This window comes from Yersinia sp. 2466 StPb PI, from assembly GCF_041538325.1.
GTDB classification, from domain to species: domain Bacteria; phylum Pseudomonadota; class Gammaproteobacteria; order Enterobacterales; family Enterobacteriaceae; genus Yersinia; species Yersinia enterocolitica_E.
Genome location: NZ_JAULSL010000001.1, coordinates 4205181 through 4229623, shown reverse-complemented (window position 1 = coordinate 4229623; position 24443 = coordinate 4205181). Strand labels below are relative to the sequence as shown.

Sequence of the window (24443 nt, the reverse complement as noted above, 5' to 3'; positions counted from 1 at the left end):
ATACCCTTCGTACTTGAAGCCGCAGGGGTGTTAGCTACGTTCACTCACCCGAATCACTTACTTATGTAAGCTCATCGGGGTTTGTTCACTTGCTGCCTACCTGCGACTCCACTTACTTTGGGTATTCCCTGCTTGAAGCCGCAGGGGGGGGTCATGCCACCCCCTGTTTTGCTTATTCCTGCTTATATAACCAGCGCCAGACGCGTCCCTTGATCAATTGCCCGGCGTGCATCCAGCTCAGCGGCGATATCCGCGCCACCAATCAGATGCACGGTTTTTCCCATATCCAGCAAGGGCTGATGTAATTCCCTACGCGGTTCCTGGCCCGCACAGATAATGATGGTATCGACGGGTAAACAGCTCGCCTGTTCTGCACGGGTGATATGCAAACCTTCATCATCAATGCTGTCGTAACTCACACTGTTAAGCATTTTCACCCCACGCATCGCCAGGCTGGTACGGTGGATCCAACCGGTGGTTTTACCCAAGCCTTCACCCACTTTACTGGTTTTCCGTTGTAACAAGAAAATCTGTCGAGGTGACGGATGCACTTTGGACCCCGCCGGGGATAATCCGCCACGATGTGCCAAATGTAGATCGATGCCCCATTCGCGACTGAATGCAGCACTGTCCAGACTGCTGGAATCACCGGATTGGCTGAGGTATTCGGCGGTATCAAAACCAATTCCCCCCGCACCAATAATGGCCACGCGCTCACCGACCGGTTTTTTATCGCGCAATACATCCAGATAAGTAAGGACTTTCGGATGCTCAATCCCCTTGATAGCTGGCAGGCGTGGCTGGATACCACAGGCGAGGATAATTTCATCAAAATCAGCCAACTGCTGTGGCTGTACCGAGGTATTTAGCTGCTGAATAACACCATGGAGCACCAACTGACGGCGGAAATAGCGCAGCGTTTCATAAAATTCTTCCTTACCTGGGATCTGCTTGGCAATGTTGAATTGGCCACCGATATCTGTTGCAGCATCAAATAGCGTCACTTGATGACCACGGCTGGCAGCGGTAACGGCGAAAGCCAGTCCGGCCGGCCCGGAACCGACGACGGCTAACCGTTTTGGTGTTTCTGCGGGGAGTATGGGCATTTCGCTTTCACGGCACGCGCGAGGGTTGACTAAGCATGAAGTGAGTTTGCCTTCGAAAATCTGGTCCAGACAGGCCTGATTGCAGCCGATACAGGTGTTAATTTCGTCGGCCCGATGTTGTGCTGCTTTTTGGACAAACGCCGCATCAGCGAGGAACGGGCGCGCCATTGACACCATATCCGCGCAACCATCAACCAGTACCTGCTCAGCAACCGCAGGGTCATTAATGCGGTTAGTGGTGATCAGCGGAATAGCCACTGCCCCCATCAATTTGCGCGTCACCCAACTGAATCCGGCCCGTGGCACCATGGTAGCGATAGTGGGAATACGTGCTTCATGCCAACCAATGCCAGTATTAATCAGGGTGGCACCGGCCTGTTCAACCGCCTGCGCCAATTGTTCAATTTCTTGCCAACTGGAACCTTCTTCCACCAGGTCAAGCATCGAAAGGCGGTAAATCAGTATAAAATCAGTTCCGGTCGCCTCACGGACTGCCCGCACAATTTCTACGGCAAAGCGCATTCTGCGAGTAAAGTCCCCGCCCCAGTCATCATCGCGCTGATTAGTTCTGGCGGCGAGGAACTGGTTAATCAAATAGCCCTCAGATCCCATCACCTCGACACCATCGTAACCCGCTTGTTTGGCAAGCTGTGCACAGTTGGCAAAGTCGGCAATAGTTTGCCGTACTTCATCACTACTCAATGCCTGTGGGGTAAAGGGGTTAATCGGCGCTTGCAATGCGGAAGGAGCCACGGGGTGTTTCTGATAGCTGTAACGGCCGGCATGTAGGATTTGCAGCGCGATCTTACCGCCCGCCTGATGTACTGCATCCGTCACGATTTGATGATGGGGGACTTGCGCCGCATCATTTAATACTGAGGCCCCCTGATACACCACGCCTTGCTTATTGGGGGCGATACCCCCGGTGACAATCAGGGCGACACCACCGGCGGCCCGCTCAGCATAGAATGCGGCCAAACGTTGAGGTCCATCGGGTAATTCCTCTAGCCCGGTATGCATCGAACCCATTAATACGCGATTTTTCAGGGTAGTAAAGCCAAGATCAAGGGGCGCGAGCAGGTGAGGGTAAGCTAACATTGCAGTCTCCATCGGGTGCATTCTGGCTATATTGCAGCAACGTAAATCTGCGCAATATCACCAAACCGTTATTGTTATGTCTCTGCCGCTCTGGCCGAATGCAGCAAGTGGTCGGATGAGATTTTTTATTCAAATTTAGACGGTGCAGTGCAACTTGGGAAATCGCAGTGTGCTGATTGTGATAGCCGTCATGAATATGACATCAGGGAAGGGGCAGTAACATGAAGTATTAAACGAAGGAATTATACCTATAAAGTATATCCCCTTCGTTTCTCGCGATGGCTATTTATAACTTGGCTATTAATCAGTCACCAAAAACCCGCAAGCGGTGGCCATCAGGATCTAAAGCCACAAAGGTATAGCCGAAATCCATCTGTAATGGTTGTTGCAAAATAGGTAAGCCGCGTTGTTGCCAGTCATTATATAACGATTGCACCGCCGCTTTATCGGTCAGGGCAAAAGCCACTTCACCGCCACCGCCCGTGGCTGTCGCCGCCGGTTCAACCGTATGTTTTGACCATAAGCCCAGCATTACCCCTGAATCCAGTGCAAACATGGCAAAAGTTGGGTGAAGCTCTACTGGTGCTTTTGCCAGCAAGTCAGCGTAAAACGTCGCGCTGTTGGCTGGGCTATCAACATAAAGAATAATGAAATTCGGATCTGCCATGGTTTTTCCCCTTATCCCTTTAGTACTTGAAATCGCAGCGCTCGACCGGCCTTGCCTGAAATTCCAAATACTTTAGGTATGTCATCAAATGGATAGTTTTTTTGTTAACCGAATATCGCTTAACTGGGGGCTATCCTAGCGGGGTCTACTGACAGTTTCTGTCAGTAGTGATTATTGATTTGTAGTGACAATAAAAAACTACGGTTTTGGTGGTGTCGACAGCAGCGACTGATCATCGATGCCTTCCGCTTCCCGCCACTGTTTTAGCAACAGCTGTCGGCGCTGAGGATAGCGTTGATCCGTAAGAGAAATAGCGCTTATTCGATCCGCGCGAAAGTTACGGATGGTTTGGCGTAGCTCACACCAGGCCACCACTACGCGCACCTGTTCAAAAAAACCGATAGCAAAAGGCCAGATGCGGCGACATGAGTTAGCCCCTTTCAGGTCTTGATAGGTAATATCCACTTTGCGCTCGGCACGGATTGCGCGGCGCAATACCGGTAGCGCCAGTTCACAGTCAGGCATATGGCCGACAGGGCCGATGAGCAGTGTCGAGGCATCTAATTCGTCACGTAAATCTGTAGGTAAAACCGCTGCGATTTTCGCCAAAGCATTACGGGCAGCGGCACTCAGATGGGTATCTCCACGATGGCTGACCCAGCGCGACCCTAATACCAGTGCTTCTATCTCTTCTTCGGAGAACATCAAGGGCGGCAGCATAAAACCTGGGCGCAGCACATAGCCCAGACCGGGTTCGCCTGCAATATCAGCGCCTTGCTGTTGTAGGGTGGCAATATCGCGATAAAGTGTCCGCACACTGATAGCCAGTTCCTCCGCCAACGCAGCACCTGTTACGGGATAGCGATGGCGGCGTAGCACTTGAATCAGGTCAAGCAGACGCTGGCTGCGGGACATAATAGCTCTCGTCGGAGTATAAAAGCTGACTATAGCACCTTCAGTCAGGCCATTTTACTGGGTGGCAGCAAAACTAGGGAGCCATTGAGAATTTCCTCTGTAGCAAGCCGATAAGCCGCCTACCGTAGAGGCCGATAATCAGCCCACTGATAATCAGTATCATCGCGACAATTTTCGCGGCGGGAATGCTTTCACTAAAAATCATCACGGAACCTAGCAGGCCAAAAATCGGGACTAGCAGCGATAATGGCGCGACAACGGAAACCGGGTATTTGGTCAGTAATGAATTCCAAATCCAATAGGCAAACAGCGTATTGGGATAGACCTGAAATAGAATAGAGAACAGCGTGGTTACATCGAACTGGGTGGCTAACTCAGTAAAACCGCTGGAGCCATTAAATAAATAGCTCAGTAGAAATAGTGGGATAGGGGAAAATAGGCTCGACCAAACTAGAAAGGCAAAAACCTGTTTGGTATTGGCTTTTTTAATTATAATACTCACCAGCCCCCATACCACTGCACCGCACAATACCAATATCAGGCCAGTAGGCGTGACAGAACCATCACTGATGAAAATAATACTGATAAGCCCTAAGAGCGCAACGGCGATACCAATACATTGATATCTTGAGAGTTTTTCGCGAAACAGCAATGCGCCAAGGATCATGGTGAAGAACGCGCCGAATTGCAGCACTAACGAAGCGATTCCCGCTGAGACACCCGCTTTAATACCCAGATTGACGATACCCCATAAACCGATACCAAACAGTAGGCCGTAACCTATTATGTATCGCCATGAAGTATCAGGCTTTTTGATAAAAAGGACTGCGGGTAGGGCGCAGAGCGTGAAGCGAATCCCGGCTAAAATAAGCGGGTCTGCGGCAATCAGGCCAAGTTTTATTACCGAAAAATTAGCCCCCCAAATTGCGGTAATGCATAGAGCAATTAAAAAATCAGTTAGTTTCACGCAGCCTACCTAGGGTGAGAGAATTAGTCGGTTGTTGTTATTTCACAGTGGCAGTTCACAAACTGAGTAGTGATAATCAGTAGCGAACATGAGAATATTTCCAGGACAGCGGTATCGCAATTCAGGATACCGCTGCGAATAATGTGTTATTAATTCTGTTTATATAAACCAGCGACCATAAAGCAGCTAAATGAACTAAATAGCATCTCAATCCCGACCAGAGTCGTAACCATGGTGATCGACATCAGTGGGCCAGCACTCACCAATAGATAGGTAATAATCAGATCTAAGACGCCGAGCAAGATTTGTAGCCATGCCCCCGGCATTCCCCATGTTCTAAAACCGGTTATCAACCGCATCACTCCACCAAAGGCAAACAGCACCGCCAGCACCACTGCCAGACTTATCATCCCTATTGCTGGATTGGTAATAAATACATAACCCATCACAATATATGCGATGCCGAGTAAAATACCGGTCACCATTGGCCAAAGATTATGGGAACGGTTGGTTACCATACCCACGATCATTGCAATCCCACTGAGTAGCAGTAGGACACCAATAATTTTGCTGAGAACAACGCTGGAGGCCAGTGGGTTAATAAGGCAAAAGATCCCGCCCAGTAATAGCAGGATTGCGATGACCCGCATGATAATCCGTTGTTTTTTTAAGGTACTTTCATCAAGGCTCATAAGGTATTTCCGATCTATATTCAGCATGACGATGACTCCTGTATAGTCTGAACTAGGTTATCGATAACTATCATGAGTATAGGTCGAACAATAGATGTATAAATAAAATCAATGATATTCAACTAATTATACTGTGGAATATTTCCTGTACGCCAGATGTGCAAATAGCATTGCAGTGGCACTTATCATCCCCCCCAGAATACAAACACCTGACCATCCCGCATTCGCATATACCATCGTTGCACTGATAGCTCCGATGGCGCTACCGATGGAATAGAACAACATATAGCCAGCAACCAGGCGGCTTTGGGCATCAGGACGTAGCGCCAATATGATGGTCTGATTGGTTACATGCACCGCCTGAACGGCAAAATCTAATATCACGACACCGATAACCAGCCACCAGAGTGAATGAGGCAAAAAAGCGATCGGCAGCCAGGAGAGCAGTAGTAACGCCAAGGCGACTTGCGTTGTTTTCACTCCCAACCCTCGATCTGCCAACTGCCCCGCATGAGCGGCGGCGAATGCGCCAGCGATACCTGCCAGCCCAAATAAACCTACCTGACTAGGCGATAATACGTATGGCGGGCTGCTGAGTGGTAACACCATTGCGGTCCACAGCACACTAAAAGCCATAAATATCAGTAAGGCCAGAGTAGACCGTACACGCAACTCGCGCTCACGGGTAAATAACCCCCACAGCGACAGCAGTAGCTGCCGATATGACGATACAGCCGGTTTGGCAACGGGTGGGATAATGCGATAAAGCATAATAACCATCAATAGCATCACTGCTGCGGAGCAAAAATAGACGGAACGCCAACCGGCAAAGTCGGCCATCGTACCTGAGATAAAGCGCGCGAGTAGAATCCCCAACACGATACCGCTGGTGATTTTACCCACTATTTTGCCTCTTTGTTGCTCTGGAGCCAGTGCCGCAGCAAAAGCCACAATCACCTGTACCACGACAGCCATCAGGCCGATAATCAGCATCGCCACCAAAAGTAGTGAAAAAGTGGGGGCAAGGCTAACCGAAATCAATGCCACAGCAGATAACAATAACTGCCCGATAATTAATTTTCGGCGATCCCACAGATCACCCAAAGGCACAATGAATATCAGCCCCAAGGCATACCCTGCCTGCGTCAGAGTAACCACCAGACCGATCGCCGACGGACTAACGTTAAGATCCGTTGCCATTGTATCGAGTAGGGGCTGAGCAAAATAGACATTGGCGACCGCCATGGCGGATACCATCGCCAAGAGTGGCACCACTATTGATGTGAGGTGTGGTGCCAGAGCTGTTTGTGGTAATCGCCGGGTGCGACTCTTTGCTGATTCTTTTCTGATGGACATAAAAATACCTGATGCCTTTCTGGTTTTTATTTGAAACCACTTAATTGATTTTTAACAGAGGTGGTTTTAATATGCAACCAGCTTATCCAGCAAATGATCGGAGTAAAAGAATGACTAAAACGAGTGAAGGCCAGATAGGGGCAGAAGAATGCCCGGTTGCCAGAGCGCTTAAGGTTTTGGGGGATCGCTGGTCACTCATGATAATTCGTGATGCTTTTGATGGGATCCGCCGTTTTGGTGAATTTCGGAATAACCTTGGCTTGGCAAAAAATATCTTGGCGGGTCGCCTGCGTGAGTTGGTTGAACACGGCATTCTGATGATAGTCCCGGCCTCTGATGGCAGTGCTTACCATGAATATGTGTTGACGGATAAAGGCCGCCAATTATTCCCTATTGTGGTCAGCTTGCGCCAATGGGGCGAAGATCACTTGTTTGCTGTTGGCGAAAAGCACTCTATTTTAGTTGATAATCAGAGTGGACATCCCATCAGTAAGCTGACAGTATCCTCACAAAAAGGTAAGGTATTGGATGCCAGCGAATGCCATCGGGGAAAAGTGATTAAGCGGTAAGGAAGGTATCTGCGGCGGGAAACATAATCTCAATGGATATTAATGACAGGAAAGGCAAAATGGATTCTCGGATACTGGAAATACTGCAATACACATTGAAGCCAGGTAGTGGTGTGGAATTCCACCGAATTATGCAAGAGATCAGCATTCCCTTGCACGCCAGGGAGGGGATGGACGTCGTCGCTTATGGTCAATCGCTGCACGACCCAGATGCTTATTACCTGATGCGTGCCTTTGACAGTCAAGAGGCATTAGTGAATGCTGAGGCACGTTTTTACAGCAGTGACGGCTGGCTTGCTGGCCCGCGGGTGGCAATTGTTGAACGTATTGAAAATAGTCTCAAATCCGTAATATCGATGCCAACTGCCGCCATTGATGCTTTAAGAACGTAATTGGTCAATTCATAGCATTCTTATACTGAATACGTTATCAACTGATAACGTATTTAATTGCCTCTGGGATTGATTATTGCTCTGCCTGATAAGTGTCGCGTAAGAAAAGGGTTAGCACATCTTTTGGTGGTGTCACCTCACATTCAGACAGCAGCCACCCCACCGCGCCTCGGTGATAAGCACCATGATGCTCAACATGGGAAAACATCTCTTTTCTACTCATTGCCCCTTTTCCCCCATCGACAAATTTGAAGTTAATCATTTCATCCAATTGTTGTTCAACCAGAGAGTGAAGATACTCGAGATAGCGATTATCACTGATAGCAAAGGCGTTATTCAGCACCTCTAGAGGCGGTGTTTCAACCGTATTCAGCGCAGTATAACGGTGGGGAACTCCCTGAATATTGGCGATAAATATTTGATCAACTACATAAATATGATTCATCAGGCGAATCATAAGATGACGTTTATCTTTATAAGCCGCGGTATCAACATTGGCGATAGCGGAGAGGATCTCTTTATCAGCCCAGGCCTTGTATTGAAAAAGCATATCAAAGTGAGTAAGCACAGACATTTTCAGATCTCAGCGGAGAGTTAGATGGCTATTTTATAGTACGAGAATTATTGTAGGTCGTTAAGTAGCGTTGAATTTTAGCCGACTAAAACATTTCATCAACGAAGGGACTGTCTATTGAATATTCGGCAAGAAAATAGCAATGACCTATATATCTTAAGATAATTAGGTAAAGCGAGAGGCTTGGGGGATGAGTAAATTGCTATAACCTGAATCGATGACATTATCGCCATTTCAAGGTGCTTTTCTCTTCTTCTACTAGAATATCCAGCCAATCCGCATTGAACAATTTTCGTTTAAATTGGCTAGCCACTGAGACAGATAAAATCAGATAAAGTGTAATTGTATCCGTGAGATTCCATTCAACAGTCTCTATTCAAGATTGTGCAGTTATGCTTCATTGAGTTGAGCAAATATAGCGCGGCGTCACTTTAATGTTTGTGTAACCAAGGATTTTATAATCAAATTGATGATTTATTAATCTAAATCAATAAGGATTTCTACTGATAGTCAAATACTCTCCTTTTCACAAGGAAGTACAAAATAATGTTTTTCCCTAAGAAATATTCAATATCAATTCTGGCATTAGCGTTTGTTTTATTCTCTTTCCCTACTTCCGCCAAAGTGACTAATTCATCTGATGACCATGTAAAACAGATGATTATCAACGAGTCTATAGAGTCGTACCCTGGCAACTGCCCATGTCCTTTTAACTCTGCCAGCAATGGAAGTAGTTGTGGAAAACGTAGCGCGTGGAGTCGGGCAGGTGGTTATTCCCCCATTTGCTATAAAAAAGAAGTTACCAAGGAAATGGTTACTGAATGGCGTGAATCTAACAAAGCCTAAGATATAAAATTTTTAGTACATGAATGGCAACCCACCCTAGAAAATGCTGCGACACAGGTTACCAGATACAAAAAAGCCAACTCGAAAGTTGGCTTAATGTGCTGATTTAATAGCTAAAATTTGGTGGCCCCTACTGGACTTGAACCAGTGACCAAGCGATTATGAGTCGCGTGCTCTAACCAACTGAGCTAAGGGGCCAGACTTGGGCGCTGATTATACGGTAGTTTTTATACTGCGGTCTAGAGCTGATAAATCAGATGGCTGTTTTATGCACAAAATTAAGGTTTTTTACGCACATAGCAGGTAATTACGTGCGGATGCAGGCTTGAGAATCGGTGGTTTGGGACCAAAAAGAAAAACCCCGGCACGCCGGGGTTTTTGTGTGTTTGCTGCTGTCGCTAACGATTAATCGTCCAGGAAGCTGCGCAATACTTCAGAGCGGCTTGGATGACGCAATTTACGCAATGCCTTGGCTTCAATCTGACGAATACGTTCACGGGTTACGTCGAACTGTTTGCCCACTTCTTCCAGGGTGTGGTCAGTGTTCATATCGATACCGAAACGCATACGCAGAACTTTCGCTTCACGAGCGGTCAGGCCAGCTAACACATCGTGGGTGGCAGAGCGCAGGCTCTCTGATGTTGCAGAGTCCAGCGGCAGTTCCAGAGTGGTATCTTCAATGAAATCGCCCAGATGTGAATCTTCATCATCACCGATCGGGGTTTCCATTGAGATTGGCTCTTTGGCAATCTTCAGCACTTTACGGATCTTGTCTTCCGGCATCAGCATGCGTTCAGCCAGTTCTTCCGGTGTTGGCTCACGGCCCATCTCTTGCAGCATCTGGCGTGAGATACGGTTGAGTTTGTTAATGGTCTCAATCATATGTACCGGAATACGGATGGTACGCGCCTGATCCGCGATAGAGCGGGTAATGGCCTGACGAATCCACCACGTGGCGTAAGTTGAGAACTTATAACCACGGCGGTATTCGAACTTATCTACTGCTTTCATCAGACCGATATTGCCTTCCTGAATTAAATCAAGGAATTGCAGACCACGGTTGGTGTATTTTTTCGCAATAGAGATAACCAAACGCAGGTTAGCCTCAACCATTTCTTTCTTGGCACGACGCGCTTTCGCTTCACCAATAGACATACGGCGGTTGATGTCTTTCACTTGCTCAATTGTCAGACCGGTTTCTTCTTCGATCTGGCGCAGTTTCTGCAAGCTACGTTGAACATCGTCCGAGACATCTTTCAGTTTTTCAGACCAGGGTTTACCCATCGCAATTGCTGCGGCAAACCAGGTATCACTGGTTTCATTGCTGGCAAACAGAGTAACGAAGTTTTTCTTCGGCATTTTGCACTGCTCAACACACAGTTTCATGATGATACGTTCTTGAGTACGAACGCGATCCATCATGGTACGCATGTTGTTGACCAGATAGTCGAATTGCTTCGGTACCAGGCGGAACTGTTTGAACACTTCAGACAACTTCAGAATTTCAGCAGCAGCATTGGCGTGGCTACGACCATTTTTCTTGATTTCCATGCGTGCGTTTTCGTACTGCTCGCGCAAATCGCTGAATTTCTGGCGTGCCAGCTCTGGATCGATGCTGTTGTCGTCTTCTTCTTCGTCTTCGTCTTCATCTTCGTCGTCGTCGTCATCCATCTCTGCGGTGGATAATTCAGAACCAACGTGAGTCGCCGTCGGCGCAATATCTTCTTCGGCGTTTGGATCAACAAAGCCGTTGATCAGGTCAGATAAACGGGCTTCACCCGCTTCAACGCGATCATATTGTTCTAACAGATAAGTAATCGCTTCAGGGTATTCAGCAACTGAACACTGAACCTGATTGATACCGTCTTCAATACGTTTGGCGATATCAATCTCGCCTTCACGTGTTAACAGCTCAACGGTACCCATTTCGCGCATGTACATACGCACCGGGTCGGTAGTACGCCCGATTTCGGATTCAACACTGGATAACACCTGCGCAGCAGCTTCTGCCGCGTCATCGTCGGTATCAGTGGTGTTCTCGGCCAGCATCAAATCATCGGCATCAGGTGCTTCTTCCAGCACTTGGATGCCCATGTCATTAATCATCTGGATGATGTCTTCGATCTGATCGGAATCGACGATATCTTCCGGCAGATGGTCATTGACCTCAGCATAGGTCAGATAGCCTTGCTCCTTACCACGGGTGACAAGTAGCTTCAGCTGTGACTGCGGGTTTTGCTCCATAAGACGGTATCCACACTTCAGAGTATTTGGGTTGGTGTCGGTCGGCGAAACCGCCAACAATAGCATTTGGGGCCTTTTTTTGTCGCCGCTGCCCGCTATGGCGGCATATTGTAGGGAGTCGCCCCCACATTTATCGGCAATTAAGCCGTTGGGTGTTTCATTTTTTTCTGGCTAATGCCAGATTCAAAGACCAAAGCTCTTTACGTTCTTCGGCGTTTAATCCATGTGTCCGGTCACGCGCTATCAGGGTTTCCTGACGTTGCTCCAAGATGGAGTCATACAGGCTCGTTAGCGTGTCGACAAAAGTCGGTTCGACCATGTCCTCAACAATCATGTGGTTCCATGTTGCGAGAGTTTCAAGCTGTTGGCTGAATTTATTATCCCGATACAGTTCCAATAACTGCCCGGTTGTCAGCCCTGGCTGAGCCAGACAAGTCTCAACCAACTCAATAAATAACGGTAAACCGGCTAACTTGGCTTGCTCGACGCCCTGTAGTGAGGGAATAAGTGTAGCTAGTTGTGGGTTTTGTACCAGTAGCCCTATAAGTATACGCATGGTTGTGCGTTTTAGCTGGGGCGGTTGGTAGGTATTCGTGTTTTCAGCCTGTTTTGGCATCAGCTTATCGAGCTGGCTATCATCGAGCAGGCCCAACTTATTACCGAGCTGCTGGCGCAGATAAAGACGTAATGTCTCACCGGGTACCTGACTGATTAAAGGTAGTGCCAGAGTGCTTAACTTGGCGCGCCCGTCGGGGCTGCTCAAATCCACCTGTGGCATCAACGTTTCAAACAAAAAGGTTGAGAGTGGCTGTGCCCCTTCCATCCGCTGTTCAAATGCGTCTTTCCCTTCTTTACGTACCAGAGTGTCTGGGTCTTCGCCATCGGGCAAAAACATAAAGCGTAGCTGACGGCCATCATTTAGATAGGGCAGCGCCGTTTCTAATGCTCGCCATGCCGCATCTCTGCCCGCCCGATCACCGTCGTAACAACAAATTACGTTATCGGTGGCACGGAATAATAATTGAATATGCTCCGCAGTGGTCGCGGTCCCCAACGAGGCAACGGCATAGTCAATACCAAATTGCGCGAGTGCTACCACATCCATATAACCTTCCACCACGAGTAAACGCGTTGGATTGGGATGATTCACTTGCGCTTCATACAAGCCGTAAAGCTGGCGGCCCTTATGAAAAATTTCTGTTTCTGGGGAGTTTAGATACTTTGGCACTCCGTCACCCAGAATTCGCCCGCCAAAAGCGATAACCCGCCCACGTTTATCGCGGATAGGGAACATGACGCGCTCACGAAAACGATCGTAAGTCCGCCCTGTATCATTAGTCACCAGCATTCCTGCATCGTTCAGCGCAGTACGGCTCTCACCATCACGGCCAAAACGTTTTAAGGCATTGTCCCAACCTGGGGGGGCAAAACCAATAGCAAAATGTTGGATGATTTCTTCACTCAAACCGCGATGCTTAAGATATTCGCGTGCCTGATTGGCATTCGAGCCGTTGAGTGACTGTTGATAGAATCCGCTAAGGCTTTCCATCAGTTGATAGAGACTTTGTCGTTGATGACGTTCGATCTGGGTGGTGCCGGTTCCTGCCTCGTAAGGCACTTCCAGCCCATGCATGGTGGCTAATTCCTCAATACTTTCGACAAATTCGAGTCTGTCGTAATTCATCAGGAAATCAACAGCGTTACCATGTGCGCCACAGCCGAAACAGTGATAAAACTGTTTTTCGCCGTTAACAGTGAATGAGGGTGTTTTCTCATGATGGAACGGACAGCACGCATGGTAATTTTTGCCTTGCTTCTTCAGCTTTACCCGTGCGTCGATAAGATCAACGATGTCGGTGCGCGCTAGCAAGTCATTGATAAATACGCGTGGAATTCGTCCAGCCATAAGCCCCTATTCGGTCAGTCCATAAACGAGAACAAGCCGCGCATTCCTTTCGGAAAGCACGGCCTTCGTATGCAACTACTCGATCTGCGCGTTCTTAGAACATAAAAAACTACGCGGTGGGGTTACCCCCGAAGAATTAATACAGACGAGTGCGGCGTGCGTTTTCGCGAGCCAATTTCTTCGCGTGACGTTTTACAGCAGAAGCTTTAGCGCGTTTACGTTCGGTAGTCGGTTTTTCATAGAACTCACGACGACGAACTTCAGCTAAAACACCCGCTTTTTCACAAGAGCGTTTGAAACGACGAAGAGCTACGTCGAATGGCTCGTTTTCACGTACTTTAATTACCGGCATGTGCCTCTCACCTCAATAGAAATCGGTTTGCTGCTGGCCAATCGCCAGCCTTCTCAAAATGGTGCGGAATTTTACTTCAATGGATGCTGCTTTGTAAAGCACCACAGCAAATTGAAACAGGCACGCCCCTGTGATGTCGCCCTCGTTCTTTACAAGAAAGTTGGTGCCGAGAGTGCGACGGCCGCTGATTATATACTAAACAAGGCTGTTGATCGAATTAATCAACACTCTTTTCAAATATGACCACTATCAACAACATTTAGGTGCTCAAAGCGTGAAAATGCCGTCTTTACCGTCAGAGATCATGACTGGCGGCGCTGTTATGCTAAACTATCGGCCGCACGTGAATGATGGGAAATGTAATGCGAGTTTTGGGTATAGAAACGTCCTGCGATGAAACCGGTATTGCAGTATATGACGATAAAGCCGGTCTGTTAGCTAACCAACTGTACAGTCAGGTTAAATTGCATGCTGATTATGGCGGTGTAGTGCCTGAGCTGGCTTCCCGTGATCATGTGCGCAAGACTGTACCGCTGATTCAGGCAGCATTGAAAGAAGCCAATCTGAGCGCTAAAGACATCGATGGTGTGGCGTATACCGCAGGCCCGGGTTTGGTTGGCGCATTGCTGGTCGGGGCGACAGTCGGCCGCGCATTGGCATTTGCGTGGGGGGTTCCGGCGGTGCCGGTCCACCATATGGAAGGCCACCTACTGGCACCGATGTTGGAAGAGAACGCACCAGAGTTCCCGTTTGTCGCTCTGCTGGTCTCTGGTGGTCACACTCAGCTAATCAGCGTGACCGGTATTGGTGAGTATCTGCTATTAGGGGAATCTGTCGATGATGCGGCAGGTGAAGCCTTTGATAAAACTGCAAAATTATTAGGCCTGGACTATCCTGGGGGGCCGATGCTGTCGCGTATGGCACAACAGGGTACGGCGGGTCGTTTTACTTTCCCGCGGCCAATGACCGATCGCCCTGGACTGGATTTCAGTTTTTCTGGTTTGAAAACGTTCGCCGCAAATACTATCCGTGCTAACGGTACCGATGATCAGACCCGTGCTGATATTGCCCGTGCATTTGAAGATGCAGTGGTTGATACGTTGGCGATTAAATCCAAACGAGCGCTGGATAAGACCGGCTTCAAACGTTTGGTCATTGCCGGTGGTGTCAGTGCAAACCGCACTTTACGTTCAAAATTGGCGGAGATGATGCAAAAACGGGGCGGTGAAGTATTCTATGCTCGGCCAGAGTTTTGTACTGATAATGGTGCAATGATCGCCTATGCTGGGTTGATCAGGCTGAAAAGTGGTGTGAGCAGTGAGTTGAGTGTTTCGGTTAGGCCGCGCTGGCCGTTAGCCGAGTTGCCGAAAGTCTGAGTGGGGCTGTGGCGGTGTTGCCGCGTCATCTCGTGATGCTCACATACTGATGTATGCTCCGCTCTCTCAATTCCTTGCGCCTTGCCTCGCTCCCGCTCAGCCATTCTAAGATTGGTGCCGAAAGTCTGAGCGAGGCTGCGGCGCTGTTGCCGCAGTCATTCAAAATGCTCATGGATGAGAGTCCACGCCGTTTTTTCATTCCTTGCGCCTTGCCTCGCTCCCGTTCAGTCATTCTCGTTTTGAGGAGAATCAATCTTCTTTCTCTTCCAACTCTGCGGCTTCTTCGGCCGGGGTTTTCTGCTTTTTCTTTCTGAGTTTATCCCAGATTTTACTTTCCTTGCCGCGCCATAAACGTTGAATGTTATCGTGGTGGCGCATCAAAATCAGGCAAGAGAGCATGGCGACTGGGAAGGTGAATTGAGGTTTAAACCACCAGACGTAGAAGGGCGCAATTAGCGCACTGATAATTGCGCCTAAAGATGAATACCCACTCAATAACACCGTCAACAACCAAGTACCGGTCATCAGACCGGTTAGATCCCAGCCGATAGGGGCGATGGCGCCAAAAGCAGTAGCAACGCCCTTGCCACCTTTAAAATGGAAAAAGACCGGATAGATGTGACCAAGACAAGCAGCGATAGCGGTCAAGCCAAGATACAGCGGGGAAACGTGCAGCAGGTAAGCAATCCAAACGGGTAACATGCCTTTCAGCACATCGAAAATCAGCACTGTTGCTGCGGCTGCTCGACCACCGATACGCAGCACGTTGGTCGCACCGGGATTACCGGAGCCATGTTCACGCGGATCTGGTAGCTTAGCAACCCGACACACCAGGATTGCACTGGAAATAGAGCCACACAAATACGCGAAGATAATCATGCCAAGCGCGATAGCACTCATAACACCGCCCTGTTGAATAATGATCGTTTTAATCGCAACATCAGTGGATAATACGCATATTCCGCTGGAAGTGGTATCCGGCAGGCGCAAAAACAGAGAATGACGTGATGGACATCGTATTTATTGAAGAACTTAGTGTCATAACCACCATCGGTGTTTATGACTGGGAGCAGACCATCCAGCAGAAGCTGGTGTTCGATATCGAAATGGGTTGGGATAATCGTAAAGCTGCTGCCAGCGATGATGTGAATGATTGCTTGAGCTATGCAGATATCAGTGATGCGGTGATACAACATGTAGAGTCACAGCGTTTTGCCTTGGTTGAGCGGGTGGCAGAAGAGATAGCCGAGCTGCTATTAGTCCGTTTCCAATCGCCGTGGGTGCGGATTAAAGTCAGTAAACCAGGGGCGGTGGCACAAGCCCGTAATGTCGGAGTGCTCATTGAACGTGGTCAACGACCTAACTGATTTTTTGTGTGTTGTGATGACATAAAAGTGCAACCCTGAATAGATAATGTAGTCTGATTGGTTGGTGTGATAATTATCGAGTTTGAACGGCATTGTTTTTTTAGCATATGGTTTTGTTAATCCTATGCTTTGTAACATTGCCGTTTTTTGTGTTTTCTATTACATGGCATTGGGTATCGTAGATGACGGATATGTATTCGCTGTTTGTGGCTGTTGTTTTAGGTGTGGTAGAGGGATTGACTGAGTTTTTACCCGTGTCATCCACTGGGCATATGATTATCGTCGGTGAGCTATTGGGCTTTACCGGCGACAAGGCAAAAACCTTTGAAGTTATCATTCAGTTAGGGTCGATTCTGGCGGTTGTCGTGGTGTTCTGGCGGCGGTTATTTGGCCTGATTGGTATCCATTTCGGCGCGGTACCTCATGAGGGGAAAACCAGCGGTCACCTGACTTTGGGCCATATTTTACTGGCAATGATCCCCGCCGTGGGGCTGGGGTTGGTATTCCATGACCTCATCAAATCGCTGTTTGATCCGAGAAATGTCATGTATGCCTTGGTTGCGGGTGGGGTGCTTTTGCTAGTCGCAGAATGGTTCAAACCTAAAAATCCTAAATCTGTTGGTTTGGATGATATTACTTACCGTCAGGCTTTCGCGATTGGCTGCTTCCAGTGTCTGGCGTTGTGGCCGGGGTTCTCCCGTTCTGGTGCCACCATTTCCGGCGGTATGTTGGTCGGTGTTAACCGTTATGCCGCGTCTGAGTTCTCCTTCATTCTCGCAGTGCCGATGATGATCGGGGCCAGTGGACTGGATCTTTATAAGAGCCTGCACTTCCTGACGCTGGGTGATTTACCGATGTTTGCCGTCGGATTTATCACGGCATTTATCGTGGCTCTGATTGCTATCAAAACCTTCCTTTCACTGATTAAACGTATCTCTTTTGTACCTTTCGCCATCTATCGCTTTGTGGTCGCGGCAGCCGTGTATTGGGTGTTTATGTAACATACCCGTTATACTTCAAGCTGCATGTGCGTTGGCTACGTTCATCACCCGAATCACTTACTCATGTAAGCTCATCGGGTTCTCTCGCTTGCCGCCTTCCTGCAACTCGAATTATTTAGGGTATAAAAAGTGCAGCGAAATATAAAAAAAGCCCTGATTAATCAGGGCTTTTTCGTTATGAATGGCTTTATTCTGACGCAATTACTTGAGTTTGTTTCCATTGGACTAATGCTTGTTGGCGGCGACGTTTAAGTTCGTCGCGAATGGCCAATCCTTGTAACCCGCTGGCGACTACTTCCTGCACTGATACGCTGCTGGCAATATGGAATGCGGCGCGCAAATAATCGCCCTGCGGATAAGGATTTTCTTCAAATCCGGTACGGCCTCGGGCATCAGCCTCACTGGTCATAATCATCTGCTCAAGACGTTCCGGTTTGCGCCACACATCAATGGCATCAAACAGTTTGAGTAGAGTTTCGGGGCGAAGCTTATTCACTGTATGGATAAGGTCATGGTATTCCGCCACCAGTTTCGCCAAGTCACGTATCGGATTAGGTACCCGTAAGCGCTGACATAACTGCTCAACCAATTTAACTCCAGCTGGGCCGTGGCCGTGATGGTGTGGCCAGAATTCTTTTGGTGTCAGACCTTTACCCAAATCATGGCAGAGAGCGGCAAAGCGGACATCAACCTCAGGGCTAAGTTGAGCCGCAATGGCTAATGTCATCAGCGTATGGATACCGGTATCAATTTCTGGATGCCACTTTTCGGGAGCTGGTACGCCAAATAAACGTTCAATTTCTGGAAATAGCACCGCCAGCGCACCGCAATCACGTAACACTTGAAAATAGATCTGCGGGCTTTGTGTTTTCAGCGCTTTCTCGGTCTCTTTCCATACTCGCTCTGGCGTCAGAGCCGATAGCTCGCCACTTTGTGCCATTGCTGCCATCAATGATTGAGTCTCAGCGGCGACGCTAAAACCTAAATGGGCAAAACGGGCAGCGAAACGGGCAACCCGCAGCACACGTAGTGGATCTTCGCCAAAGGCGTCGGAGACATGACGCAGTACTCTGTTTTCCAAATCTTGTTGGCCGTGGTAGGGGTCAATCAATTCCCCCTCGGCGCTACGGGCAATGGCATTGATGGTCAAATCGCGACGCAACAAATCCTCTTCCAGCGTGACATCTGGCGCGGCATAGCAGGTAAAACCGGTGTAACCTGCGCCGGATTTACGCTCGGTACGAGCTAGTGCGTATTCTTCATGGCTGACAGGGTGCAGAAACACGGGGAAGTCTTTACCAACCTGCTGATAGCCCTGTGTGAGTAACTGTTCCGGGGTGGATCCCACCACGACCCAATCCTGTTCGGTGACCGGCAGATTTAATAAGCTGTCGCGTACCGCGCCGCCGACCAGATAGATTTTCATATAAATCCTTCGTTCTTGACGTTGCAGCGTTGTTAGCTGCTCACTTGAATCACACTTTACCGCCTGGCGACAAAGGCTTGTTTCAGTATAGTTGGGGATGAGAATAGATTAAACAACCAGGCCACCCTGGCGGGCAGCCAAACGCGTCGATTTTACAGTCTTATTAAACGGCTATCAGTTCATCCAGCGATTGTTCTTTTTACGGCTTGGGATCAGATGTGGCAGTACCAGACCAAGGAGCAGGCCGATACCGGCAACACCGCCGCCGTACATAAACCATTGCAGGATAATGGTACGCTGTTTGTCATCTAATTGCAGATTCACAGCGCTGACTTTCTTCTGAGCAACCACTAACTGATTCTTTAGTGACTCGTTTTCTTTTTGCAGCTCGGAAATTACGCTGTCGCTGGCCGCGACCTTCTGTTGCATTTCAGCAGTGCGCTGATTCCAGCTATTATCAATATTAGCCAGCTTATCTGTCAGGATTTTGACTTGTTGTTCAAGGTCCGGTACCCGAATACGCAGACTTGGCGTTTCACTCAATTGATTCAGCGCGATCCAGGTGGTTTTCCCTTTACTGTCGCGGATTTGACCGTAATTTGTGCTGTCATCAACACTTATCAGGGCGACTTCATCTCCGCCTTTTAACGTGCCAACAATACGGTATTGGTTACCGGGACCGCTATGAACGTAGGTATCCAGCTCATCAGAGATGTAGCGTTTTTCTTCAGCGTGCGCGCCCCAGGAGATACTGAGACTTAGCATCGCGAGGCAAATTAGGCGTATTTTCAGCATTAGAGAGTCATTTATGAGTGAATTTATGGAACGATAGTAGTGTGTTCAGTTTGCCGACGCAACGCATAAACCGGAATGAGAACTATCTTACTCTCATAGCCAGCGCGGCTTTAGCCACTTTGTTGTTCATTTTAACCACGCTGAAAATTTGTCTTATGAAGCCTTATGGCAGACCTGTTAAAATAGAGGCTGACTCGGGGTAGCCACGCGGTTTTTTTGTGTAAAATAGCGAAGTCTGTGTAAAACAGGCAAACCGCCGCGAAAGAGGCATAATGCCCGTAAACTCGCAACATACCGGTGTGAATGAAATTATGACCGTTGAAATAGAATTAAAATTTATTGCTACTCCTGCGGCCATTGCCGCTTTGCCCGAGCGGCTTACATCCTGGCAAAGCCAGCATTCTGCGCCGCAGACGCTGACCAATATCTATTTTGAAACTGCCGATAAGCGGCTGCGCCAACATGATATTGGCTTACGTATCCGTGGTTATGATGGCCGTTACGAAATGACGGTTAAGACCGGCGGTAAAGTGGTCGGTGGTTTACATCAACGCCCTGAATACAATGTTGATATTGATAGTGACCAATTGGATTTGGCGCGTTTCCCTGCCGATATCTGGCCGAACGGTTGGGTGATTGAGACATTACAAGCAGAACTACAGCCGCTATTCCGTACGGATTTTACTCGAGAGAAGTGGGTAATTACTTACGGCGAGAGCGAGATAGAGCTTGCTGTTGATCAAGGCACTATCAGTGCCGGTGAGCTGTCGGAACCCTTGCACGAAATTGAGCTGGAACTGAAAAAAGGCAATCAGGCAGATTTGCTGGCATTGGCCGCAGAACTGGCACAAATTGGCGGTTTACGGCAGGGCAATCTGAGTAAAGCAGCCCGTGGCTATCATTTAGCACAAGGCAATCCACCTCGTGAATTGCGCCCGTTACTGGTGTTGCAGCCAGCGGCCAAATCCACCGTTGAGCAAGGTATGGTCGCAGGGCTGGAGATGGCCCTGGACCATTGGCAATACCATGAAGAGCTGTGGTTACGTGGCGAACCGGCCGCTAAAGCTATGATCATTGAAGCATTGGCAATGGTGCGTCAGTCATTAGCTATTTTTGGTGGTTTGGTCCCGCGCAAAGCCAGTACTGAATTGCGTGCCGGGCTGCTGGCGCTTGAACCGCAGTTAGAACCGAAGAATGTCGATGCTGAGCAGCTTTGCTATAGCAGTGATTACCTAAAATGTAAGTTAGCGCTCACATCTTGGCTGGTTACCTCTGGCTGGCGGCCATTTATGGATGCCAAAGCACAGACCAAGTTTGAAGGGTCATTCAAACGCTTCTGCGACATCATGTTGAGCCGCAGCGCTGCTGATCTGAAAGACGCTTTTGGCCAGCATCTGGATGACGATGGTTATTTGGCGCAACTCCCTCGCTTGAACCGGCAGATCATGTCTTTCCAATTGCTCTCAGGCTTCTATCCGCAGAGTGAATGGTTGCCGTATATCGATGGCTGGTTTGGTTTACAGCAGGAGATTATGCACCGTCAGGGTCACTGGCGTGATACCGCCCGTAAGGAAGCGCTTGCGCAGGCAGCCTTTTGGTTGAACGGTGCTGCTAGTTAATAGATAGCAGCTTGAGGAATGCTTTATGTTGCCACTCTCTTCGGATTTACAGATTCAGGCGCAGAATATACGACAGCGCTTTTATGAGTTACCGGCTCCGCCAGATTTACACGAGGAAGATATCTCTGTGCTGGCGTTGAGTGATTTTGTCAGTGATATGTTACTGATTCACCCTGAGTGGCTGGAGGAGTTGCATCAGCAACCCCCGCAACCGCAGGAGTGGCAATTTTATCCACAATGGTTAAATCTGGCGTTGGCCGAGGTACATGACGAAGCGGCATTATTAGCCGCATTGCGGCTGTTTCGCCGCCGGATGATGGTACGCATCGCCTGGTCACAAACACAGCAAACCAGTGTGACTACTGAGACCTTGCAACAACTGAGCGGGTTGGCTGAAAGCCTGATTTTGGCGGCGCGCGATTGGCTGTACCAGGCTTGTTGCCGTGAGTTCGGTACCCCCTCTAATGCCGAGGGGGTACCGCAGCCGCTGCTGATTTTGGGCATGGGCAAGTTAGGCGGCGGTGAACTGAATTTCTCCTCTGATATCGATCTGATTTTTGCCTACCCAGAAAACGGCCAGACCCAGGGTGGGCGTCGCCAGTTGGATAATGCCCAGTTCTTTACCCGCTTGGGGCAACGGCTGATTAAAGCGTTGGATCAGCAAACCATTGATGGTTTTGTCTATCGGGTGGATATGCGTCTACGCCCGTTTGGTGACAGTGGCCCGCTGGTACTGAGTTTTGCCGCGCTGGAGGATTATTACCAAGAGCAAGGGCGCGACTGGGAACGCTATGCGATGGTTAAGGCACGTTTGATGGGCGGGGCTGAAGACCACTACAGTAAAGAGCTGCGCCAGATGCTGCGGCCCTTCGTCTTCCGCCGCTATATCGATTTCAGCGTGATCCAATCGCTACGTAACATGAAAGGGATGATTGCCCGTGAGGTCCGGCGGCGTGGCCTGAAAGACAACATTAAGCTGGGGGCCGGCGGTATTCGTGAAATCGAATTTATCACGCAGGTATTTCAGCTTATTCGTGGCGGCCGTGAACCGCGCCTGCAAGAGCGGGCTTTACTGCCGACGTTGCAGGCAGTCGCCGAGCTGGGTTTATTGCCACCACAACAAGTGAACGACCTCAGCAGCAGTTATCTGTTTTTGCGCCGTTTGGAAAATCTGCTGCAAGCTATTGCTGATGAGCAAACCCAAACGTTACCCGGTGATGCACTGAATCAGGCCCGATTGGCTTGGGGCATGGGGTATACCGACTGGATAGAAATGAGTGCTGCACTGGAACACCATATGCAGGCGGTACGGTTGGTATTTGACGACCTGATTGGCGATGATACTCCCGATATCGGTGAAGATCCTCGTCATGGTTTGTATAAAAGCTTATGGCAGGATGTGCTCGAAGAGAGTGATTTAGCCCCTTTGACGCCACATTTAGACGAACCAGCCCGCCGGCAGTTGTTGACGACGATTAATGATTTCCGCCATGACGTTGATAAACGCACCATTGGTCCTCGGGGCCGTGAGGTGCTGGATCAACTGATGCCGCGCTTGTTCTCCGAGGTTTGCTCGCGCCCGGACGCCAATGTCGCCCTCAGCCGCTTGATTCAGTTGCTGCTCAGTATCCTTACCCGCACCACTTATCTCGAATTACTGGTGGAATATCATGCGGCACTAAAACATGTTATTCGCCTGTGTTCTGCCTCGCCGATGGTGGCCAGTCAATTGGCCCGCTACCCGCTGTTATTGGATGAGTTGCTTGATCCGCAATCGTTCTATCAACCACTGGAACCCGGTGCTTATCGCGATGAATTGCGCCAATACTTATTGCGGGTGCCGGAGGATGACGAAGAGCAGCAACTCGAGGCGTTGCGTCAATTTAAGCAAGCCCAGCAATTGCGTATTGCTGCTGGTGATATCACCGAGGCACTGCCGGTAATGAAAGTGAGCGATCACTTAACTTATCTGGCAGAGGCCATGATTGATGCGGTTATTCAGCAAGCCTGGGGGCAGATGGTGGCTCGCTATGGCCAGCCGAGCCATCTACAGCAGCGAGAAGGCCGTGGTTTCGCCGTGATTGGTTATGGCAAGTTGGGGGGCTGGGAGCTAGGTTACAGCTCAGATTTGGATCTGGTGTTCTTGCTCGATTGCCCGCTGGATGTGATGACTGATGGCGAGCGTAGCATCGACGGCCGTCAGTTCTACCTGCGTTTGGCTCAGCGGGTGATGCATTTGTTCAGCACCCGCACCTCGTCAGGCATTTTATATGAAGTGGATGCTCGCCTACGGCCATCAGGTGAGGCGGGCATGCTGGTCAGCACCGTTGAAGCTTTCGCCGATTACCAACAGCATGAGGCTTGGACTTGGGAGCATCAGGCACTGGTTCGCGCCCGCATCGTTTATGGTGATCCTCAATTGCATCAACAGTTTGATACCATCCGCCAGCAAATTCTGTGCCGCCACCGAGAAGACCCACAATTGCAGCAGGAAGTGCGCGAAATGCGAGAGAAAATGCGCAACCATCTGGGCAGCAAACAGCGTGGTATCTTTGATATTAAGGCTGATGAGGGGGGGATTACCGATATTGAGTTTATCGCGCAATATCTGGTGTTGCGCTATGCGGCCAGCGAGCCACGGTTGACCCGTTGGTCAGATAATGTACGCATTTTTGAGTTGATGGCTAATTACGACATCATGGCACCGCAAGAGGCAGCAGCACTGACCCGTGCTTATGTCACCATGCGTGATGAGATTCATCACCTGGCATTGCAGGAGCTATCCAGTAAGGTTTCTGCTGACAGTTTTATCACCGAAAGAGAGCAAGTTGCTGCCAGTTGGCGAAAATGGCTGGTGACGTCAGATATTGTTGCCAGCGAATAAGATAAAGTGCAGCAGTGCCCGTTATGACTGGGTACGTCGGTTATTAATAGTATGCAAGGTGTCTGTGATATTATCCGGCACCACATATATTCGTCATACTTCAAGCTGCATGTGTGTTGGCCGCGCTCAATCGCCCGAATCACTTACTGGTCTTGACCTTAAGAAATAAGTAAGCTCGTCGGGATTCACTCGCTTGCCGCCTTCCTGCAACTCGAATTATTTAGAGTATAACAAACACAAAATTGGAGCGAAGAGATGTGTGTTTTCGGGGTTAATAACAGCTCACTTTGG

Annotated in this window: 21 protein-coding genes and 1 tRNA gene; 8 read left to right on the top strand and 14 right to left on the bottom strand. The window is 49.1% G+C overall.

Annotation, left to right across the window (positions count from 1 at the left end; genetic code table 11):
- Positions 1-182 precede the first annotated feature (182 nt).
- The 6 genes from Q2T72_RS19125 to Q2T72_RS19100 all read right to left on the bottom strand — a co-directional run bounded on the left by Q2T72_RS19125 (position 183) and on the right by Q2T72_RS19100 (position 6801).
- Positions 183-2204, bottom strand: coding sequence for an FAD-dependent oxidoreductase (locus tag Q2T72_RS19125; protein ID WP_372569684.1), 2022 nt, complete (start codon positions 2202-2204; stop codon positions 183-185).
- Between the two features lie 304 nt (positions 2205-2508).
- Positions 2509-2871, bottom strand: a complete 363-nt coding sequence (locus Q2T72_RS19120) for a VOC family protein (RefSeq protein ID WP_372569683.1) — start codon at positions 2869-2871, stop codon at positions 2509-2511.
- Positions 2872-3069: 198 nt separating this feature from the next.
- Positions 3070-3786 carry a YafY family protein gene (locus Q2T72_RS19115; RefSeq protein WP_083162348.1) on the bottom strand — a complete coding sequence of 239 codons (717 nt, stop codon included), beginning with the start codon at positions 3784-3786 and terminating at the stop codon, positions 3070-3072.
- A 73-nt stretch (positions 3787-3859) separates the two neighbouring features.
- Positions 3860-4753 (bottom strand): EamA family transporter, encoded by an 894-nt coding sequence (locus Q2T72_RS19110; protein WP_372569682.1) that lies wholly within the window; start codon positions 4751-4753, stop codon positions 3860-3862.
- 149 nt (positions 4754-4902) lie between these two features.
- Positions 4903-5472: an HdeD family acid-resistance protein gene (locus Q2T72_RS19105; protein ID WP_032907485.1), complete on the bottom strand. Its 570-nt coding sequence runs from the start codon at positions 5470-5472 to the stop codon at positions 4903-4905.
- Between the two features lie 99 nt (positions 5473-5571).
- Positions 5572-6801: an MFS transporter gene (locus Q2T72_RS19100; RefSeq protein ID WP_102970529.1), complete on the bottom strand. Its 1230-nt coding sequence runs from the start codon at positions 6799-6801 to the stop codon at positions 5572-5574.
- A 110-nt stretch (positions 6802-6911) separates the two neighbouring features.
- Between Q2T72_RS19100 and Q2T72_RS19095 the strand changes: the two genes are divergently transcribed.
- A complete protein-coding gene (locus Q2T72_RS19095; protein WP_083162352.1) occupies positions 6912-7370 on the top strand; it encodes a helix-turn-helix domain-containing protein in 459 nt (152 codons plus the stop codon).
- A gap of 59 nt (positions 7371-7429) precedes the next feature.
- On the top strand, positions 7430-7762 hold the full coding sequence (locus Q2T72_RS19090; RefSeq protein ID WP_083162354.1) for an NIPSNAP family protein: 333 nt from the start codon (positions 7430-7432) through the stop codon (positions 7760-7762).
- Between the two features lie 73 nt (positions 7763-7835).
- On the opposite strand, the gene Q2T72_RS19085 is transcribed toward Q2T72_RS19090, so the two are convergent.
- A complete protein-coding gene (locus tag Q2T72_RS19085) occupies positions 7836-8336 on the bottom strand; it encodes a DinB family protein (protein WP_083162356.1) in 501 nt (166 codons plus the stop codon).
- Positions 8337-8882: 546 nt separating this feature from the next.
- On the opposite strand from Q2T72_RS19085, the gene Q2T72_RS19080 reads away from it, so the two are divergent.
- On the top strand, positions 8883-9182 hold the full coding sequence (locus Q2T72_RS19080) for a hypothetical protein (protein WP_083162358.1): 300 nt from the start codon (positions 8883-8885) through the stop codon (positions 9180-9182).
- A 121-nt stretch (positions 9183-9303) separates the two neighbouring features.
- Here the strand turns inward: Q2T72_RS19080 and Q2T72_RS19075 are convergent.
- From Q2T72_RS19075 to rpsU, 4 genes are all read right to left on the bottom strand, one after another.
- A tRNA-Ile gene (locus tag Q2T72_RS19075) sits at positions 9304-9380 on the bottom strand.
- A gap of 207 nt (positions 9381-9587) precedes the next feature.
- Positions 9588-11426, bottom strand: a complete 1839-nt coding sequence (rpoD, locus tag Q2T72_RS19070; RefSeq protein ID WP_005190373.1) for an RNA polymerase sigma factor RpoD — start codon at positions 11424-11426, stop codon at positions 9588-9590.
- Positions 11427-11583: 157 nt separating this feature from the next.
- A complete protein-coding gene (gene dnaG, locus Q2T72_RS19065; RefSeq protein WP_083162362.1) occupies positions 11584-13332 on the bottom strand; it encodes a DNA primase in 1749 nt (582 codons plus the stop codon).
- 136 nt (positions 13333-13468) lie between these two features.
- The gene (rpsU, locus tag Q2T72_RS19060) at positions 13469-13684 is read right to left on the bottom strand and encodes a 30S ribosomal protein S21 (RefSeq protein ID WP_001144069.1); all 216 of its coding nucleotides are present in this window, start codon (positions 13682-13684) and stop codon (positions 13469-13471) included.
- Between the two features lie 362 nt (positions 13685-14046).
- Between rpsU and tsaD the strand changes: the two genes are divergently transcribed.
- Positions 14047-15060, top strand: coding sequence for a tRNA (adenosine(37)-N6)-threonylcarbamoyltransferase complex transferase subunit TsaD (tsaD, locus tag Q2T72_RS19055; protein WP_083162364.1), 1014 nt, complete (start codon positions 14047-14049; stop codon positions 15058-15060).
- A gap of 249 nt (positions 15061-15309) precedes the next feature.
- Here tsaD and plsY read toward each other — a convergent pair whose 3' ends face one another.
- Complete coding sequence (plsY, locus tag Q2T72_RS19050; protein ID WP_032911234.1) at positions 15310-15960, bottom strand: glycerol-3-phosphate 1-O-acyltransferase PlsY; 651 nt, start codon at positions 15958-15960, stop codon at positions 15310-15312.
- Between the two features lie 107 nt (positions 15961-16067).
- On the opposite strand from plsY, the gene folB reads away from it, so the two are divergent.
- Together folB and bacA are read left to right on the top strand one after the other, a co-directional pair.
- Entirely contained in the window at positions 16068-16427 is a 360-nt protein-coding gene (gene folB, locus Q2T72_RS19045) for a bifunctional dihydroneopterin aldolase/7,8-dihydroneopterin epimerase (RefSeq protein WP_050086684.1), read from the top strand.
- Between the two features lie 182 nt (positions 16428-16609).
- Positions 16610-17428: an undecaprenyl-diphosphate phosphatase gene (gene bacA, locus Q2T72_RS19040; RefSeq protein ID WP_083162366.1), complete on the top strand. Its 819-nt coding sequence runs from the start codon at positions 16610-16612 to the stop codon at positions 17426-17428.
- Positions 17429-17615: 187 nt separating this feature from the next.
- Here bacA and Q2T72_RS19035 read toward each other — a convergent pair whose 3' ends face one another.
- Together Q2T72_RS19035 and Q2T72_RS19030 are read right to left on the bottom strand one after the other, a co-directional pair.
- Complete coding sequence (locus Q2T72_RS19035) at positions 17616-18854, bottom strand: multifunctional CCA addition/repair protein (RefSeq protein ID WP_083162368.1); 1239 nt, start codon at positions 18852-18854, stop codon at positions 17616-17618.
- A 174-nt stretch (positions 18855-19028) separates the two neighbouring features.
- Positions 19029-19649 carry a TIGR04211 family SH3 domain-containing protein gene (locus tag Q2T72_RS19030; protein WP_083162370.1) on the bottom strand — a complete coding sequence of 207 codons (621 nt, stop codon included), beginning with the start codon at positions 19647-19649 and terminating at the stop codon, positions 19029-19031.
- 311 nt (positions 19650-19960) lie between these two features.
- Between Q2T72_RS19030 and Q2T72_RS19025 the strand changes: the two genes are divergently transcribed.
- The gene (locus Q2T72_RS19025) at positions 19961-21268 is read left to right on the top strand and encodes an inorganic triphosphatase (protein WP_372569920.1); all 1308 of its coding nucleotides are present in this window, start codon (positions 19961-19963) and stop codon (positions 21266-21268) included.
- Between the two features lie 25 nt (positions 21269-21293).
- The gene (glnE, locus tag Q2T72_RS19020; RefSeq protein WP_372569681.1) at positions 21294-24152 is read left to right on the top strand and encodes a bifunctional [glutamate--ammonia ligase]-adenylyl-L-tyrosine phosphorylase/[glutamate--ammonia-ligase] adenylyltransferase; all 2859 of its coding nucleotides are present in this window, start codon (positions 21294-21296) and stop codon (positions 24150-24152) included.
- Positions 24153-24443 lie beyond the last annotated feature (291 nt).